Annotated in this window: 13 protein-coding genes; 2 read left to right on the forward strand and 11 right to left on the reverse strand. The window is 42.0% G+C overall.

Annotation, left to right across the window (positions count from 1 at the left end):
* Positions 1-20: 20 nt before the first annotated feature.
* From GLO7428_RS20535 to GLO7428_RS20555, 6 genes are all read right to left on the reverse strand, one after another.
* Positions 21-2597: an S-layer family protein gene (locus tag GLO7428_RS20535; protein WP_015190505.1), complete on the reverse strand. Its 2577-nt coding sequence runs from the start codon at positions 2595-2597 to the stop codon at positions 21-23.
* Between the two features lie 348 nt (positions 2598-2945).
* Positions 2946-4379: a calcium-binding protein gene (locus GLO7428_RS20540; RefSeq protein ID WP_015190506.1), complete on the reverse strand. Its 1434-nt coding sequence runs from the start codon at positions 4377-4379 to the stop codon at positions 2946-2948.
* Between the two features lie 623 nt (positions 4380-5002).
* Positions 5003-5281 (reverse strand): hypothetical protein, encoded by a 279-nt coding sequence (locus tag GLO7428_RS20545; protein WP_155823817.1) that lies wholly within the window; start codon positions 5279-5281, stop codon positions 5003-5005.
* A 560-nt stretch (positions 5282-5841) separates the two neighbouring features.
* Positions 5842-6000, reverse strand: a complete 159-nt coding sequence (locus tag GLO7428_RS28635) for a hypothetical protein (protein WP_196797406.1) — start codon at positions 5998-6000, stop codon at positions 5842-5844.
* A 12-nt stretch (positions 6001-6012) separates the two neighbouring features.
* Positions 6013-6453, reverse strand: a complete 441-nt coding sequence (locus GLO7428_RS20550; RefSeq protein WP_015190510.1) for a hypothetical protein — start codon at positions 6451-6453, stop codon at positions 6013-6015.
* 327 nt (positions 6454-6780) lie between these two features.
* Positions 6781-7668 (reverse strand): calcium-binding protein, encoded by an 888-nt coding sequence (locus GLO7428_RS20555; protein WP_015190511.1) that lies wholly within the window; start codon positions 7666-7668, stop codon positions 6781-6783.
* A gap of 211 nt (positions 7669-7879) precedes the next feature.
* Here GLO7428_RS20555 and GLO7428_RS20560 point away from each other — a divergent pair, with 211 nt between their 5' ends.
* Together GLO7428_RS20560 and GLO7428_RS20565 are read left to right on the forward strand one after the other, a co-directional pair.
* Positions 7880-9115, forward strand: a complete 1236-nt coding sequence (locus GLO7428_RS20560; protein ID WP_015190512.1) for a sigma-70 family RNA polymerase sigma factor — start codon at positions 7880-7882, stop codon at positions 9113-9115.
* 6 nt (positions 9116-9121) lie between these two features.
* Complete coding sequence (locus tag GLO7428_RS20565; RefSeq protein ID WP_015190513.1) at positions 9122-10279, forward strand: DUF1822 family protein; 1158 nt, start codon at positions 9122-9124, stop codon at positions 10277-10279.
* Between the two features lie 138 nt (positions 10280-10417).
* Here the strand turns inward: GLO7428_RS20565 and GLO7428_RS20570 are convergent, their stop codons facing one another.
* From GLO7428_RS20570 to GLO7428_RS26240, 5 genes are all read right to left on the reverse strand, one after another.
* Positions 10418-13129 carry a CHAT domain-containing protein gene (locus GLO7428_RS20570; protein WP_155823820.1) on the reverse strand — a complete coding sequence of 904 codons (2712 nt, stop codon included), beginning with the start codon at positions 13127-13129 and terminating at the stop codon, positions 10418-10420.
* The gene (locus tag GLO7428_RS20575; RefSeq protein ID WP_015190515.1) at positions 13047-14159 is read right to left on the reverse strand and encodes a filamentous hemagglutinin N-terminal domain-containing protein; all 1113 of its coding nucleotides are present in this window, start codon (positions 14157-14159) and stop codon (positions 13047-13049) included. The genes GLO7428_RS20570 and GLO7428_RS20575 overlap by 83 nt, the downstream gene beginning before the upstream one ends.
* 123 nt (positions 14160-14282) lie before the next feature.
* Complete coding sequence (locus tag GLO7428_RS20580) at positions 14283-16907, reverse strand: diguanylate cyclase (RefSeq protein ID WP_015190516.1); 2625 nt, start codon at positions 16905-16907, stop codon at positions 14283-14285.
* Positions 16908-17281: 374 nt separating this feature from the next.
* Entirely contained in the window at positions 17282-17476 is a 195-nt protein-coding gene (locus GLO7428_RS26235) for a hypothetical protein (protein WP_051038469.1), read from the reverse strand.
* On the reverse strand, positions 17476-17769 hold the full coding sequence (locus GLO7428_RS26240; protein ID WP_255348398.1) for a bacteriorhodopsin: 294 nt from the start codon (positions 17767-17769) through the stop codon (positions 17476-17478). Before GLO7428_RS26240 ends, GLO7428_RS26235 begins: the two co-directional genes overlap by 1 nt.
* Positions 17770-18116: the final 347 nt, after the last annotated feature.

The following is an 18116-nucleotide window of genomic DNA, read 5'->3' on the forward strand; positions in this document are numbered from 1 at the left end:
TTAAATACTCAGAAACAGTACTAACGACAAGATATAACGCCTTGTCCAGGATTTACAGTATTTGTAGACATAGCAGCAATTAGCATGACTTCGCCTTTGCTGTTAGTTGCCCAGTTTGTTGCTTCTACCAGAGGAGTTGAGGTGGTGCGGGGTGTGGAGGCGCTTATACTTGTGACACCTGCTGTAGCATTAGAAAATCGCCAATCTTGCCACACATCATCACTGCTAAGCACTTCCCCAGGATTTGGCGGTAAACCACCGCGTCCGGTCACGACAAATTGACTTTCATTCGCCACATTCCCAGCCGCACAACCTTGCGCAATGAGTCCTGAAACATCGACTAAATTTTGTGGTAATACAACTGCACCGCGACTCGGATCGACATCGGGAGTATTAATCACAACTTCCCCGCTTAATTGTGGGTTCGTTTGCGAAATTGCTGTGATATCGCTGCTTGGAAGTTGAACAGGATCTAGTCGTTGTGGATTGGTGGTTCCTAACAAAGTTTGTAAATCTTCTAAACTGCGTACTGTCAAGCCAAAGATGTTTTGCGCATCAACAGTGACTTTTCCTCCTTGACCGAGAAATGCATTCGCTTTGATGTCGTTATTTTCATTCGGTGCAGCGATAATAAATCGTGCATTAGTGATAGATATATCGCCACCATCTCCCGCAGTACCTTCAATTCCGGCGGTTGTTGAAATCGCACTATTTCGGCGTAGAAACACATCTTGCACGTTTAAATTAATATCTCCACCTTGACCTGAAGCTGTGTTAGCGACAATTTCTCCGTTATCTAGACGAATAGTTTGAGCATTTACTTGCAAGTTTCCTGCACCTTGAGCCGCTGTTGTTTCATTGACACTACTCACCGCTACAATAGCGCCATCCCGAACAATTAATTCATCAGTTTGAATAGTTAAGTTTCCTCCTCGACCAGTCGCATCAAAAATGGCTGGTAAGCCAGTTCCTGGTAATCCCCCAGAATTTGCAAATAAACCCGATTTTAAGTCTTGACCCTCAACATTAACAGTGCCAGCAACTTCGATAGATTGTGCTGCTTGAATAGTTAAATTTCCAGCGTCTCCGCTACCAAACGTTGTCGTTTGCACAACTGCGCCATCGCGAATGCTTAAACGATCTGTCGTAACTGTTAAATTTCCGCCATTACCACTATAACCTTCTTCAGTGCTAGCAAATAAGCCACTAGGAAAAGGTAAACCCGCGTCACTTATTGGTTCACCCTCTGGTGTACGCGCAACACCAACAATATCGATTTCGGAAGCTTGAACATTGACATTTCCTGTATTTCCTGCACCGAAAGTAGCAGATCCTACTTGCGCTCCGTTTTGAAGGCTTAGTTTGTTGGTATTTAGCGATAAGTTTCCTGCTGTTCCTGTAGCAGTTTCATCAGCCTCAGTTAGTAAACGGCTAGGAAAAAAGGAGAACTCACCATTTCCTCGCGGAATTGAACGTCCGCCAACAACTTCTACCGATTCAGACGCAGTTATCTTTAACTCCCCGCCCTGACCTGCACTACGAGTTCGAGTTAACACCTGTCCATCTACAATCACCAGTTTCCCTGTCTCAATAATTACATTTGCACCGATACCGTTATCCGTACTAGTACCTATCAATGAGGAGTCTATGGTCAAGTCCGAAGCTTGAATGAAGATTTCTCCTCCATTTTGACTTTCAACCGCTGCAATTACAAATGAGTCCTCAGCGATCGCCACTTGCTTGCCTTGTATTTGGATGTTGCCCGTGCCTTCCCCACTGACATCTACAAGAGACTGTTGAGATAACTCAATATTTTGAAAATTTTGTACTCCTGTATAGTCCAGATACCAACCACTGTTTGTCGGATTCAAGCTGACGAAACTAAAACTACCAACGCTACCGATCTCAATACGCCCCGCTGGTGCGATCGCTACTCCACTTTCTAGAGTTACATCACCGCCCACAAGGGCTAAAGTTTTACCAGGTAGTACTTGTAAACCTATAGGTATAATTTGTCCTTCAATATCAATCGTGGTTTGTGCTTGATTCAAGATCCTTCCAGGATTGACTCCAAACTGCAAGCCTACAGGAACACTCATACTCAGTATCGATTCAGCCTGGGTAAGATTAGCACTAAAAAATTGAGTGTTGTCAGCAAAGTTAAGACTACTTGCTGTACTTGCAATAAAAGACCCACCGATATTGAGTAAAGCATTAGAACCAAAAGTGATTCCTCTCGGATTCAAAAGAAAGAAATTAGCAGAACTTACAACACCATCTGCTTGCAAGACTTCAATCAATCCATCAATGTTTGAAGCCGCACCTGTAACGCGAGTAATGACATTTTCAATTTCTGGCGCAAGATTTTGAAATGAAGCTACGCCGTTAGTAGGAACCGAAAACTCGCTAAAGCTGTGATATAAGTTGGAGCCAGCTTGAGTACCGCCTGTAATAATGCTATTAACGTCTTCTGTAGTAACACTAGAAGGATTGGGTAAAGTCTGATCTCCTATAATTTGTGCTTGCAAGGGACTAGATATAGTTAAAAATAATAAGAAACTGGTAGGACACCAAAAAGACTGACAACGCAGCTTCATATTTAAATTTAGTGAAATAAGGTAAATAATATTATTTTTATCAGCAACAACTCTAGGAGATTGTTGTAAAAATTTATTTTAAGTTAGGAGGAATATCGTAACTTATTGTTTCTGCGTAATCTCTAATCTCATCTACTTATAATAAATACAGGCAACCCTCCTTTAGAATTGCCTCTGGTGAAAATATTTTTTTAGCTTGAGCAAAAGCGTATATATAGCAGGGGTCAGAGATCAGTTGACAGTGAACAGAGTGTGGGAAGACTTTGTTCACTGTCAACTATCAACGCGCGAACGGGGAGTGTCAAACCATGTCCTCAGCATCTCTTCAATTGCTATAACAAGTTATTGCTAGACAATAGTAATATCTAAACTAATAACAAAGCCTGAGCCTAACTGGATTGATGCGAATTGAGTACCATTATAAGACAGAGCGCCAGTGGAATTATCGAAGGAAAAATTGTCGTACTGATTTGCTCCTGGCACGATTCCAAAACCACTTGCAGAGACTTCAACGGTATCACCTTCTATGTAGTTGAAATCCTGGATGATATCAATTCCTTCTTCAAAACGAGAGTTAAAAACAAAGGTATCTGCACCTGTACCACCGACAAGCGTATCATAACCAGATGCACCTTCTAAGCGATCGCTGCCATCACCGCCACTCAGGTAGTCGTCGCCACTGAATCCGCTAAGGAAGTCATTACCACCGTATCCATAAATGTAGTTACTGCCTCCATTGCCTTCAATCTTATTAGCCATTTCATTGCCATAACCATCAAGATCAGCGTACTGATTTGTAGCCTCGTTATAGCCTGTCAATTCTAGGTGGTCTACATAGGTTCCTAATGCATAGCTGATAGAAGAAATAACTTTATCTACACCACTTTTTTGGTATTCAATAACAGTATCGTTAATGCTATTTACAATGTAAGTGTCATTACCAGCACCACCATCCATTTTGTCATTGCCATCACCACCATCTAGGTAATCATTACCCAAGCCACCTATCAAGAGATCGTCACCATACTCTCCTTTAAGTAAATCATCACCATCACCCCCTACTAAAGTATCTTTGCCGTTTCCACCAAATAGGGTGTCTTTACCTATTCCACCATTAAGGGAGTCGTTATTATCTAAGCCGTATAGTAAGTCATTACCGTTATCACCATTTAATTTGTCATTGCCAGAACCGCCATAGAGTTGATCGTTCCCTAAGCCACCATATAGCGTGTCTGCACCAGCTTCACCATATAGTGTGTCATTGCCACCTTTGCCATAGACAGTATCATTGCCTTTTTTAGCGTAGATCAGGTTTTTAGCGTCAGTACCATTTAAGATGTTACTAGCATCAGTACCACTAATTGGTAGAGGTCCGTTGTTGTCCTCAATAACAATGAGCGCTGTTTTAATACTACTATTAGCCTTTAGCTCAATGTTTGTTTGATAACTTCCACCGACAGGTATAGGCTTTCCATTAAATTGATTCTCTTTAAATGTATAGGTTTCTAATGTAAACCCAACATCTCCACCTTGAATTTGAAGTAGTATGGTGTCAGTACTATCCGGCGGAACATCCTTATCAAGATTGTTTCCTGGGTTGTTATTAATTATAATAGGTATACCTGAGGTTACATAGTTTGTGATGTCGAAAACTGGCTCATCAACTCCATCTTGATCTTCTAACGATTGAACCGGAATCTTGTAATCGTAGTGTTCATTAGAGACTGCACTGCCTGAACGTATACCACTACCCCACCAACTAGATAGTTTTGCATAAACCATAATTTTATCTCCTAATATATATATCTGAAAAATTAGCTTTTTAAAGTTTAAATGATTCGCACAAATTAAAAGCTACTAAGCAGTCTACAAAGCTGATACTACAAGGATAATGTAAACATTTGGCTGTGCCTTAAGCCGCAATAATTTTATAAATTTCTACAGTTTACAAATTATTAAAACCGATAATTATTTATATAAACTTACTAATTTGAGCTAATCAAGGTGTGTTTGAACTAAACCATGATACTACTTGTTTTGCAAGCATTTAAGCTTTCTAGTATATTATCTGTGCTTGTACTCCATAAAGCCATAAAGACACTAAGCATACGTAAACTTCTCTGAGAGGTAATTAAACAATACCTCGAAAAAATTGGCAATTATAAAAAGTTATAGAAAGTTAGTAATTAGGGGACTTGGCTGATTAAGAAAATATTAAAAAAGGTAACTTATATAAATATTTTTTTTCAAAGATTCCGAACGAAAGATTTTTAAATATAAACATATTTATTTTAGTATTAAATAGTGTAAACTGCGATTTACACAATGCATCACTTCCTCTAAAAATAATGTTGGGCAACTCTATTATTTACTCGAATAAATTATGTAACTACATACTCTTAGCCTCACTTTGATATATCAATCAGTGAATTATTGGAACTTTGTGTTGCTAGCTTCTGCATTTCTGCATCACTTGCATCAATTTCGTAGATAAACTGAAATATCTGGGCGACTCGGCGGCGTTGACCGCGAGGCGGATACAGTTTACGCTCTAGCATATTGGTTGCGTAGAAGTTTGCCCCTGAGATTAATTCCAAAGCTTGCGATTGTGATAGTTGTTGATTGCTTTGCGCTATGCAACCGTTCTGTTGTTGAGGATTTAAGGTACCTTGATATAGTTGCAAAATCGTCTCTAAGCAATTGCTGTAGTCCAGCACACTTGTAAAGGTAAACTTGGAAGTAGCGACAGTGTGAGAATTTAGTGGAGTGACTTGATTGGTCGTTGGTTCGTAAGCATACTCACCTGCGGGTAATTGTTGTGTCGGCGTTACACAGGCTTTTTCTGCACCATAAGTAATTGATGCTACTCCCGTAGTACAGGGAACTAAGTTGAAACCCCATTGGGGAACGAGTTGATTAACGACTGTCCGTCACTAGACTGAATAGGGATAAGCGTAGGTTGTAGAGTTTGACTTAATGCTGGTGCAGACATTGCTAAGAAGCTAAAGATTACGGCTGAAATTTTGCTAGCGACATGACGTATTGCCATAAATCATCCTTTTGTTTAACGTCTACTTCATACAAAGCCTGGCGACTGAAGTCGCGGCTTGACAAACGAAGTCTGCCTGCGCAGACTTAACAGAAAATCAGTATTGTCTTCATAAACCTGTCTTCGCAGGTAAAGTTTAGTGTAGCTGCGGTTGCAACTGATTCAGCTTCTGCGATCGCACGCAACCACCAAAACCTAGAATGCCAAGCTATATCTTCCTGGTGGATATATAGATGTGGGATAAGCACACGCCATATACTGATCCATCATCATGACGACGCCAGGATTAGCACTGCACGAAGTTAAACTTAAACCTTTAGCAGCTAAAGAAGCGTTAATCTGCGCGCTAATCACAGGAGAAACAGGCTAGCTGGGATTGCTAGTGAAAACAACTGAGGGAGTTGTCATGGTTGGTGGATACCCGCCAGGAGTGTTTGGGTAGTTTGGTGTAGAGGAGTAATTCCCAGGAGTGCCAACATTAAAAACATTGATTGTGGGATGAGCGTTAGTAGCAGGCGTTGCTTGATTGTTTGGCTGTGGAGTACTGATAACAGCAATTTGAAAATCATTTGTTAATCTATACGTGCCAGCAGGATATTGTGCATTAGGTACTGCACAGGCTTGTTGATTCAAGTTTACCCATACTGCTACAACTCCAGGACCACATTTAGTAGGATTCAAGCCGTGTTGAATGAGGAGTTGATCAATTTTATTTTCTCTAGCACTTGCGGAGTTGGGAGCAACGGTAAATGCAGCAGTAACTAGCGAAACAGACAGAAGTGAAGCAGTAAACTTGTTTAGTAGCATAGCGAATTGGTGTTTTTTAAAAATGCCTTCACTCACTTAATAGGTTCGGTTTTGTTGTTTTATGCAGAATACTGGTTGAATAAATTCACTACTAGATAAATAAAGTTCAAAAATGTGGACTTATTAATAAAATTGCTGAAAGTGTGTGTAGGCACACTTCATTTGTCAAGCCGCGACTTCAGTCGCCAGGCGTCTAAAATTCATGCAGGAGGTTTAATCAGAGAATAATTGCCAGCAAAAAAGCCTGCACTTACAGGCTTTAAATTCCTAGATTCTTTACGATGTATAGTTCAAGTAATTCAGGAAACAGATGATTTTTAGTATTTCTTAGGCAAAAGTGAAGTCACCTAAACTAAAGCTGGGGCTAGTGGTATCTTGAACAACACCAATGACATCAGAACCATAGTAAATTAAAGTATCTGTGGCTGTTGAACCTGCGTAGTCTGCGTAGCCTAGTGAGTAGCTAGCTGCATCATAAGCCGATAGTTGAATTTTATCTCCTTCCCAATAAGCGAAATCTGTAATTGTGGCATAACTACCGCCTTGATAATAAGTACTCCAGTAATCGCCTAAGACAAAAGTATCAGCTTCTGTACCGCCTGTGAGAGTATCGTATTCGTATTCGGTATAACCGTAACCGTTTAAGTAGTCGTAACCACTATCACCTGATATATAGTCACTAGCTGCCATACCTAGCAGAGTGTCGTTACCAGCACTACCATAAAGCGTGTCATAACCAGAACCACCGACGGCGTAATCGTTACCATTGCCACCGTCTATATAATCGCTACTCCAATCGTAATCCCAAGAATTGCCACCATTTATATAGTCATCGCCATCACCACCGTAGAGGGTGTCATAGCCATAGCCACCATACATGGTGTCGTTACCACCCATCCCGTTGAGATTATCATTGCCATCACCACCGTAGAGGGTGTCGTAGCCATGTCCGCCGATTAAGTAGTCATTACCGTAACCGCCATCGAGATAGTCATTACTCCAGTCATAGTCGAAAGAAGGACTGCCATCGAGATAATCATCACCCTCACCCCCAACTAGCGTGTCGTAGCCGTACCCGCCATACATCGTGTCATTGCCAAACCAACCATCTAAATAGTCGTCCCCCTCGTATCCATTTACATAATCGTTTTCTAGGGTTCCGTATAAGCTAAAAATACCGTTGTCACTCCAAACTGTGCCGTGAATGTCTGCCATAGTAGTTACTCTTAAGTATTCAATGGGTTAGTTAATTTAGGTTTGAACCGCTACTGATACTTAATAGAGTTGGCTTTGTTAATTTATGCAGTTTGATAGAACAGCGTGTTTTTGACTCGGTTCATTCAGCAACAGCAGTTCGTGAGAAGATATAAGTATAATTATCTCGACTACAAACTCTGTTCCTGGCTGTTGTGTCAGTAGCTGCTTCATGCGTTCTCGTCAAGATATTGTTGAGATTTTCTCGTCTTTTATTCAGTTCAATGCCGATCGCTTTACCAATTGGGCGACTGATCCTAAGCTGCGACGGAATATGCAAAATTCTTTAGCCCAATCGCCGCACGCCACAACCAAGGAAAACTTCTGGGCGCTTTATTGGTATAAACTATGGCTAGCACAACCTGAAAGTCAAGCATTTGGGCATCTGTACGCTTACTTGCAAGAAGCTGGTTATTGGGCAGCGCAAAGCATTGTAACGAATTTTACGAGTAGTCAACATACGGTAGCTGATTGTTTTCAAATTGCGATCGCCAAAGTTGATAAAATCCTTCAAGGCTTCAACTCGCAGCAAGGCTTTAACCTGAAAAACTACGCGGGTGCTATTTTCACTAGCACAATCAAAGAAACCCTCCGCCAGCGTCAAGAAGTCGATATTTGTACCGATTGGAGTTTACTGCGCAAACTGAGTCATAAACGACTAGAAGCCGCATTGCAAAATGCAGGAATATCGCCAGAAAAAGTTACCAGTTACCTGCTAGCGTGGAATTGCTTCAAAACGATTTATGTTCCGACACAAGCAGGTGCAACGCGACAACTTGCAAAACCTGATTCGGCAACGTGGGACGCGATCGCTAAGTTGTACAATTCGCAAAATCCTGGTACACCCGTCCGTCAAGCAGAAACACTAGAACAATGGATGCTAGCGTGTGCCAAAGCTGCGCGTTCTTATCTTTATCCTACTGTTGCTTCGATTAATACTCCTAAACCAGGACAAGATACAGGAGAATGGTTAGATAATTTACCCGAATTGCAAGGCGAATCTTTACTCACAAATATCATTACGCAAGAAGAAATAGAAAGTAGACAGACGCAGCAAAAGCAAATTAGTGAGGTGTTAGTAGCTGCGATCGCTCAACTCGATATGCAAGCACAACAGATATTGCAACTTTACTACGGTGAAGCGCTAACGCAACAGCAAATGGCTGCACAGCTTGATATTAAACAATATACGATTTCGCGGCGGTTGACAAAATGTCGAGAAGAATTGCTAAAAGCACTAGCACAATGGTGTAAAGATTTGCATATTTCGCTAACTTCCGACGTACTAAAAGATATCAGCGCAGTTCTAGACGAGTGGCTACAAGGTCACTATAGCCAAACTGATATGGCAGCGGGCGTGGAGGATACCTCTGCGACATTAGCTGACCTGAAATCTCCAAGGGAGTAACCGATTATGACATTTGATTCGCTGCTCACAGCGGCTAACCCTACTCAATTATGGCTCGAAATCTCTCCTGACGACCGGTCTCAAGCTTGGCAATATCAGAATTATTCCACTCCTAGTAGTCGTTGGAACGCTACTTTAAATTGCATTACGCTCAATACTTTTTTATCGTGGTTGCGAACCGAATATGCCCCGCAAGCAAAAGTATATCCTCATCAGGCAGCTTTAGCAAGTATTTGGGAATTTGTCAACGGTGTCGCCATTGTCTGGGAAACAACAAAAATAGTACTGATTCCTAGCGAAACGATTGATACAGCAGAATTACGCGTACCGCAAGAATGGATTGATATCCCAGAATGGACAGCAGATTATTACTTGGGAGTGCAAGTTAATCTTGATGATGGTTGGATGCGCATATGGGGATACACAACACACCAGCAACTCAAAACAAACGGACATTATGATGCAAGCGATCGCACTTACAGCTTAGATGAAGATGAACTCATTGCAGACATCAATATTCTCTGGGTTGCGCAGCAACTCGGCATTACCGAAGCAACAAAAAGCGCGATTGCACCTTTAGCAATACCGCAAACCCAAGCAGAAAATTTAATTCAGCGTTTGGGCAATCCTGAAATTATCATACCGCGACTAGAGATTCCCTTTACCATTTGGGGAGCAATCCTGGCGCATGGTGGATGGCGACAGCGCTTGTACGAACGCCGTCAAGGATTACCGGATCAATGGTCAATTTTACAGTGGTTGCGATCGGGAATTTCTGATGTGGCGCAACAAATTGGTTGGCAACAAGTCGAACTGCAACCGAGTTTGGCGCGATCGCGTTCTCTAGAAAGTACACCTGCATCTGTAGCATTATCTCGTCAACTTGTCATTGCAGGACAACAATACGAGTTACGCATAACGCAACAAGATTCGGAACAATGGCGCTTTGAATTACGCAATACTTCTATGGGTGCCTTAATTCCTGAAGGCGTCAAATTAAGATTGCTAACCGAGGATTTACAAGATTTTGAGAACAATGAAGATACGGCGACAACAGCCGTTGAACAACTATTTGTCGAAGTTGCACTTGAACCTGGCGAAGGAATTGTCTGGGAAATCGAACCGACTCCAGAAGGCTATGAAAGAGAGATCCTCAGGTTTTGAAACGCCTACAGACTAAATGTGCTGCTGCGCACACTCTACCAGAATTTTTAGTGTATTAGACCACGGAGGTGGTTTTTGTCTGACTAGCTACAACTTTAGTCGCCAAGCGATTTATGTTAATTGTCCATCATTTCCATCTTACAACCAATTACCTACTAAAACATACGCTGCCCAGAAGTAGGGATGTTCGTATTTGGGATCTTTTAATAAATTTTGTTGCGCGCGACGTAGTGCCTCGGCTTTCGTGACACTTGTGTTAGCATACTCTTTGTAAAATTGTCCCATGAGCGAAGCTGTTGCAACATCACTCACAGACCAAAGTGTTGCTAGTGTACTACGAGCGCCAGCACGTACAGCCATACCCGCAAGCCCTAACGCTGCGCGTTTATCTCCGGCAACGGTTTCACACGCACTTAAAACAAGTAATTCAATCGCATTTCGCCGATTATCTCCTCTCGTACGCAAAATAGTATTTAACTCATTGACATCAATTTCGCTATCCCAGCTAAGAATAAATGTTTCTTCAGCTTTAGAACTAAACTGTCCGTGAGTTGCTAAATGTACCACTGGTACAGGAGAAGATTGAACTTCGTTTTGTAGTGTATTTGTTGTAAATTCCTGATTGAGGAGAACGCGACTCGGTACTTCGGATTGAATTTGTTCGAGTTCTAATTTGACATTAGGAAGCGCCGCAAAGCTTTCGCGGGCTTCGGTAAGTCCTGCGGTGAGGGCTTTGAGTCTTTCTCGCGCGAGTGGTTGCGGATCGAGGAGTTGTAAGCCTGGTGTAAGGGCAATGCTGTATTTTTCGACCAAATACTGTTGACCGTCATACAATACTCCCATTGGGATATTCCGCATCGCCCCATCTAAAATAAATACGATCGTTTTCACGCCACTTTTTTCTAAATCCGTAGCTACTGGGCGAATTAACCAATTGTAAACTTCAGCCGCAAAAGGTAAATACCGGCGCGATGTTTGCGTAAATACGGTTTGACGCAATCCTTCAACAATACTTTCGACGCGGTTTGCGCTAATGGGCGTAGTGTAGTGGCGTAGCGGTTGTTTGGGGAGTGAGACGATAACTTCTAAGCGATCGCCTAAAATAATCGGATAAATCACCGCCGCAGAAGAATCGACTTGATCAATTTGGACTGGCTGAGTATCTAAACACGCCGTGCGAAAGAAGTTTTCAATTTCAGCAACTTGCAGCGCTTCGATTGTATCTCTTGCTTGCACGAGATTCTTTTGACTTGTTGCGGATGGTGATTGTAATAATAAACTCACTAACTCGCGATACACAGGTTCGACACTATCACGAAACGAAAATTGCAACTCTGGGTTAATTCCAACCAAGTCGTTACGCAAAGACTTAAGGCTACTGACGGCATCGGTATAAGATGCGATCGCTTGTTGCGTTTTGCCTGTAGCATTGAGTAAGCGACCTAATTGCCATTGCCAACGATAGGCAATATCTGAAGCATTAATTGTTTGCGCGAGTAACAACGCTTGCTCAGTAAGTTTTTGCGCTTCAGACCACTGCTGTGTTTGTTGATATAATGCTCCTAAATAACCGAGGGCTTGTGCTTCAGCACGTTGGTCTTGTAAAGTTCTGGCTTGTTGTACAGCAGTTGCTAGAAGCTGCCCAATGTCTGACCAAGAAGGTAGTGAAGATAATTCCGCTTGGGCTTTTACTCCCACTGTTTCATCCACACACTGCTGCACAATTGGGGAAGATTGTACTTGTGTTTGTCTTTGTTTGTGTTGCTTCAAACAAATGAGGCTTTGCGCCAAATTGATCCGGCTATTGACTGCGATACGACTAGTAGGTATGTTGGTTATTAAAGTCTGAATTGCTGGCAATAAAGCTTGAGCATCTGACAATTGCTGCGTTTCTACTAATAGACTCAGTTGATTAAGTCGCGCTTGGAGCTTTTGGCTAGAAGAATTTGTAACGCTAGCGGCTTGTTGATAGTAAACAAGGGCGTTTTGCAGATTTTGTTGGGCGCGTAGAGTATTAGCGAGGCTGAGTAAAGCCGCGCTTTCGTGTTGAGGCGATCGCACTTTTTGCGCGACGGCTAAACTTTCGCGTAAAACGGTTTCAGACTGCGGTAGATCGCCAATTACACGTAAAACGTTACCTAAACTCCGTAAACCCGTTGTTTTAATTAAAGAATCTGGTTGTTGTTGCAGTGTTTGTTTAACAGAATTTAAGTTTGTCAAAGCACGGCGATAAAGACCTAAGGCTTTAAGCGCTTGGATTTGATTAATTTGGCTACCGATACTCCCTGCGCGATCGCCAATCTTATCGTAAGTTGTTGTTGCTTGTTGCCAAGTTTCTAAAGCTTTTTGGGCTTGTCCTTGTGCAAGTTGCAAGTGTCCTTGAGTATTCAAGGCTTGGGCGAGTACAGGTAAATATTGCCCATTGTGCTGCGTTTGCAAAAGTTGTAAGCTGTCTGCGATCGCAGATGTTGCAAGTGTCCACTGTCCGAGTTCTTGATAAACCAGCGCAAGATAATTGAGTGCTTGGGCTTGATGGCGGCGATCGCCTTCACTACGAAATACTGCAACAGCTTGTTGTAAAACTTTTACTGCTGCGCTATATTTTTCAGCTTGGTAGAAATTAATTCCCTGTTGCATCAGTTGTATTGCGTTGGTATCTGCTGTGACTGATAGTTGCGTTTGATTCACTACAGCTATCGCAGGAAGTGCAGAGGCGCTCAACATAACTAAAGGAGTTAATGCAGCCCAAAGTATTTTCGTAGAGTATTTAGCGGACATGGCAGGAAGCAGTGGTAAATTGATTGTAAGTAAGACTTGTTGGTGCAGTCGCAACGAGAATGACTTCACCATTGTTGGTCATCCATTGAGTCGCTTCTACAAGCGAAGTTGATAAAGTAGGCGCGATCGTCTCTGGCGCTGCGCTTTGCGCAATTGCATGAAAATTAGTTGCAACAGTAGAAGAACGCCAATGAAGGTCTAACAGATCTGCTGTGATGGCAATTGCGCGCGGATCATCATGTACGCGTGTGCCGATACGAGGTTCATAAATACTGGCATCAACAAAAGAACGCGTCATCTGAATCTTGCCAAAGTGTTGAATGCCTTCATAGCCTAATGACCAACCATTAGTTGCAGGCTTTAAGTTGACCAAACCTGGTTCAGCTACGCTTCCTAGCTCAATTCGTCCGCTTGGTGCTCCTAAGTAAGTTCTATTAAGTGTAATGTCACCTCCCACTAGGGCTAAAGTTTTGTCGGGTTTTACTTCACCAAGTCCCTGATTCTGGAGATAACCCAAATTTCCACCGATTCCTTGTAGCACGATACTGCCTATCTGTGTGCCGAATTGCAAGCCAATAGGAACGCTCATTGTTAGCAAGGGAGTTGTCTGAGGAGTAGTTGCACTGAAAGAAGTACCATCGGCGAAGTTAAGACTACTGGCTGTACTAGCGATCAAAGAACCACTTATATCAAGCCTTGAGGAGGGTCCAAAAATAATTCCGTTGGGGTTAATCAAGAAGAGATTCGCATTGCCCAAAACACCGAGTGTTCCTTGTATATTTGAAGGTACACCTCCCGTTACGCGGCTGAAGATATTCTCAACACCCGCAGGATTGCTAAAATATGCTCCTGTTTGTGGAGCAATATTGAACTGTTGGAAACTGTGGAACAGATTTTGTCCGTGAATTGCACCGCCATTGATTTGAGTGCTAGGTATACCATTAATTTCTGTATTCGGTGTAATGATAGAACTTTCTGTCCCTAGGGTATTGTCTGGTGTAATTTGGGCTAAAGCGCAATTAAAAGCTGTAGTCATAAAACTCACGGCGATCGCACTACTAGCCGTTACTAAGCTGCAACGATAATTCCAGCTTGTTACCATTTTGGATATTGATTAAATAAGTATTAAATTTTACTAATGAACTCAACTTCAATAGTTTTGTAAATAGTATATATGAGCTACCTCAGGTTTGAGTCATTACATATCATTACGATTTAACAAGGGTTACGATCGTACAAAAGCAACGCGATCGCGTGCCTCAGTTTTAGCACGGTATAGTGCTGTATCCGCAGCGCGTAAGAGTTCTTCTGGAGTAGAACCATGTTCGGGAAAGCACGCAATTCCTAACGAAAGAGTAATTTCACCAAGGAGTTGGCGATCGTGCTGCACTTTCAACTGCTTAACTTCTTGCCGGAGTTGCTCTGCGCGCTGATACGCCACCTCTGGAGTTGTTTCAGGTAAAATTAGCGTAAATTCTTCACCGCCATAACGGCAAGCAATATCTGATTGACGAATCGAATTTTGCAAAACTTGCGCTAATTTTTGTAAAACAAGGTCGCCAGCTTTATGACCAAACGTGTCATTGAAGCGCTTGAAGTAGTCAATATCAAGCATGATAATTGCTAGTGGTTGCTGTTGGCGATCGCAGCGATAAAGTTCTAATTCGAGCGACTCTACCATGTAACGACGATTAAATAACTCGGTTAAGGGATCGCGAACACTTTGATCGCGCAGCGTTTCGCGGAGTTTGACGTTTGCTAAAGAAAGTGAAATTCGTTCTGCTACGGCGATCGCCAGCTGTTGCTTGACTTGTGTTAGTTGCCCAGATTCTGGCGAACTTAAATACAGCATCCCTAGTGCTTCACCTTGCGCCATCATTGGTATGCAGAGTGATTCAGCAGGCAATAAGTTGTAATTAATATGTTGGCAGTGTAAACCGCTACAGGTATCGTCAACAAAATGCGATCGCCCGCGCCGTAGTGCCCAACAATCATCCGGTGCAAAGAAGTTATGACTAGTTAGGGAGACTGAACCCCACGTTGTCACCGCTGTAAACAAATTTTGTGGTGCATTATTCAAAAACACAGCACCCGTTATTTTGGGAAATAGCTGCGGCATAAGAGTAGCGATCGCGCGACAAGCTTCCTCAACGGTAAGACACGCTTGAAAAATATCACTCATTTCTGCAAATAGCGCAATCTCGCGGTTACGTTGTTCCAGATAATCCACCGAAGCCTTAAGTTGCGCGTTTGCTTGCTGTAAAGCTGCTTCTGCTTGCTTGCGGTGGGTAATGTCTGTAAATGAGCCAACCATGCGTACTGGCTTACCTGCTTCGTCCCACAATGCTTGACCGCGATCTAAAATCCATTTGTAAGTGCCATCTTTGCACAGTACGCGATGCTCAGAGATATAAAAAGGTGTTTTTTTGGCAAAATGGTCTTGAATTACTTGTTTTACCCAGTCAATATCGTCAGGATGCGCGCGAGATGTCCATTCATCTAAATGATCCGCAATTTCATGCTCTTTGTAGCCTAACATTTCTTTCCACCGCGCCGAAAAGAAAGCTTGATTCGTTTTGACATTCCAATCCCAGATGCCATCATTGTTTCCACGCAAAGCCAGCTGCCAACGTTCTTCACTTTCTCGCAGCGCATCTACTGCCTGTTTACGCGCTGTAATATCCTGAATTTGCGCAATGAAGTATAACGGATCGCCGTGCGAATCGCGTACTAACGAGACGCTTAAAAGTATCCAGACAATATGCCCTAGCTTGTGAAAATAGCGCTTTTCTAGCTGACAAGTGCGAATCTCGCCTGATAACAATTGACGCGCGTAATGCAAATCGACCCCAAGATCCTCTGGATGCGTAATTGCTTGAAAGTTAGTTGCCAATAATTCTTGCTCGGAATAACCGACAATCTCGCATATGGCACGATTAACTTTTAGCCATGTTCCATTGGGTGCTACTAGTGCCATGCCAATGGCTGCATAGTCAAACGCACTCCGAAAGCGTTCTTCACTTTCTCGCAGCGCCTCTTTTGTTTTTGCTAACGCATCAAGCGCCTGTTTATAATCGACAATTTCGCTTTTCAGTTCTTGGTTAGCAACTTCAATCGCCTTAACGCGTAACATTGCTTTGTCTTGATTGCGTTTAGCAATGTCAGCAAGATGTTCTAATTGATTTTGCGATTCGCATCGAACTTGTACTTGGTATTGCCCAAAGAAGCCTGCTAAATTCGGTTCTTCGTTTAAGAGTAGCGCAAGATAGTCTTGGACTCGCTTGTCGGCTGCGTATTCATAGGCAACTTTAGGGTGCGCTTCCATCCACGCATGACAAGTTTTGATGTAGGCAATTAATATAACTAAGTATTGATAATTTTCAGATCCTAATATTTGTCCCAACTTAGTTTGGTAGTATCCCGAAACATCTTTTCCGAGAAAAACGAACGCTGAACAATAAATGAGGCTGGCTTCGATCGCCGAATTTAAAGACAAGCTTATTAAGTTATCTGTTGCATTGGCAAGCACTCGAAAATGACTATTGATCTCGATTTCTGCTAAAGGAAGCGGTGATTCGAGCAACGCTAAGACTTCTGTGGCGTTTATTCCTAATGCGTACAACGAGCAGCTATGGCACACAATACAGTAGGGAACGCGACAATAACGCGAGAGGTAGGCAAAAAGCTTTTCTTTAAATAAAGTTGGTAAAGGATTATCAAGATAGGTGCTGCAAGTTTGCTGCCAAAGGTTTTCTAAGATCTTAGGATTCTGTTGTGCAGGCTTGAAGAAGGGAGGGAAAAATCCTAGTTTTTCCTCAATTTCAGCTTTGATTTGCTCACTCGTGCGCATAAAATGGCTTTACACTGCCTTAACTGTGAATGAACTGATTCATGGGGAAAGAGATAAAAATCGCTACATCTGCAATAACTTAGCGATCGCACAGTCGTGCATTCTCTAGAATGACTTAATTAATCAGCACCCTGGTTAAGTGTTCCCGTATTTTAACTTTTACTAACCCTCTTCGCCAAGAATTTTTAGGAAAAAATCTAGCCCTATTAGGACTAAGAAAATGCTCAACTAGCGAATCTCCTCGCTTTACAAAATACGTTTAATGTGCTGATGTTTTGACGCTGCAAAGAGTAATCCTTCAGGCGATCGCTGCTCTCAATTTCCACAGCCATATTTGTCTTAGGTGGTGTAGCTCATATTATGTGTTATTAATTTTACTCAACTGTACTTGACTCGCGATGAGCATTTCGTTCAATATATTCTCTACTAGCAGCACCACCATCGATTTGAACTTGAATTGCGGGTTCATATCCTTCTGCGGCACTACGGGCTTGTGCCACACTTGATAGCAAGACGCCATAAATAACTTTAGAAAAGATGTCTGCCATTGTATAGAGAAACTGTCGCATTACAGATGTCCATGCCCCCAAGCAGGAAATGCTTTCCAAGCCCAAGGAACTAAGTATGCTAGTGGATAAAGCGTCCAAGAAATTAAGATTAAACACCAAATAGTACCCATAGTTTTATAGGCTTGGTGAGGTAAATTCTCGCGCGATTTGAAAATTAAATTTCCTACCATGTAGAGAATATAAACATAGAAAACTGTGCTTACCGCCCCCCAAAAAAGAAACCAACCTGTGTTGGTAATTTCAAAGTATTGCCCAATGTATCCGGTATAAATCATTAACAAGCCAGCCGTAATAAAGCGAAACCGTAACTTTCAGAAACGACCAGGAGTTACGTCAATCACAAATAACATTTGAGTCAACAAACACGGTACATCAATTTACAAATTGAGGTAACGATAGCCATTTGAAAAAGTGCTTTCTTAATTTATAACTATTGTTTTGAAAGATTACCTTGATGCGCAGAGCTAATAAATATGATTTGCAAGTTAACTTATTAATACTGCGTGTTCACTCTTAAATTATCTGTAATTTCTAAAAATCACAGAAGTCAATAAGAATAGTTTCTCTTGAGCAAATTTTATCTATTAAACATATTATAATATCTACCTAAATATAGATTATAGGCGAAATACTACTTTTA

The organism is Gloeocapsa sp. PCC 7428 (assembly GCF_000317555.1).
Classification (GTDB): domain Bacteria; phylum Cyanobacteriota; class Cyanobacteriia; order Cyanobacteriales; family Chroococcidiopsidaceae; genus Chroogloeocystis.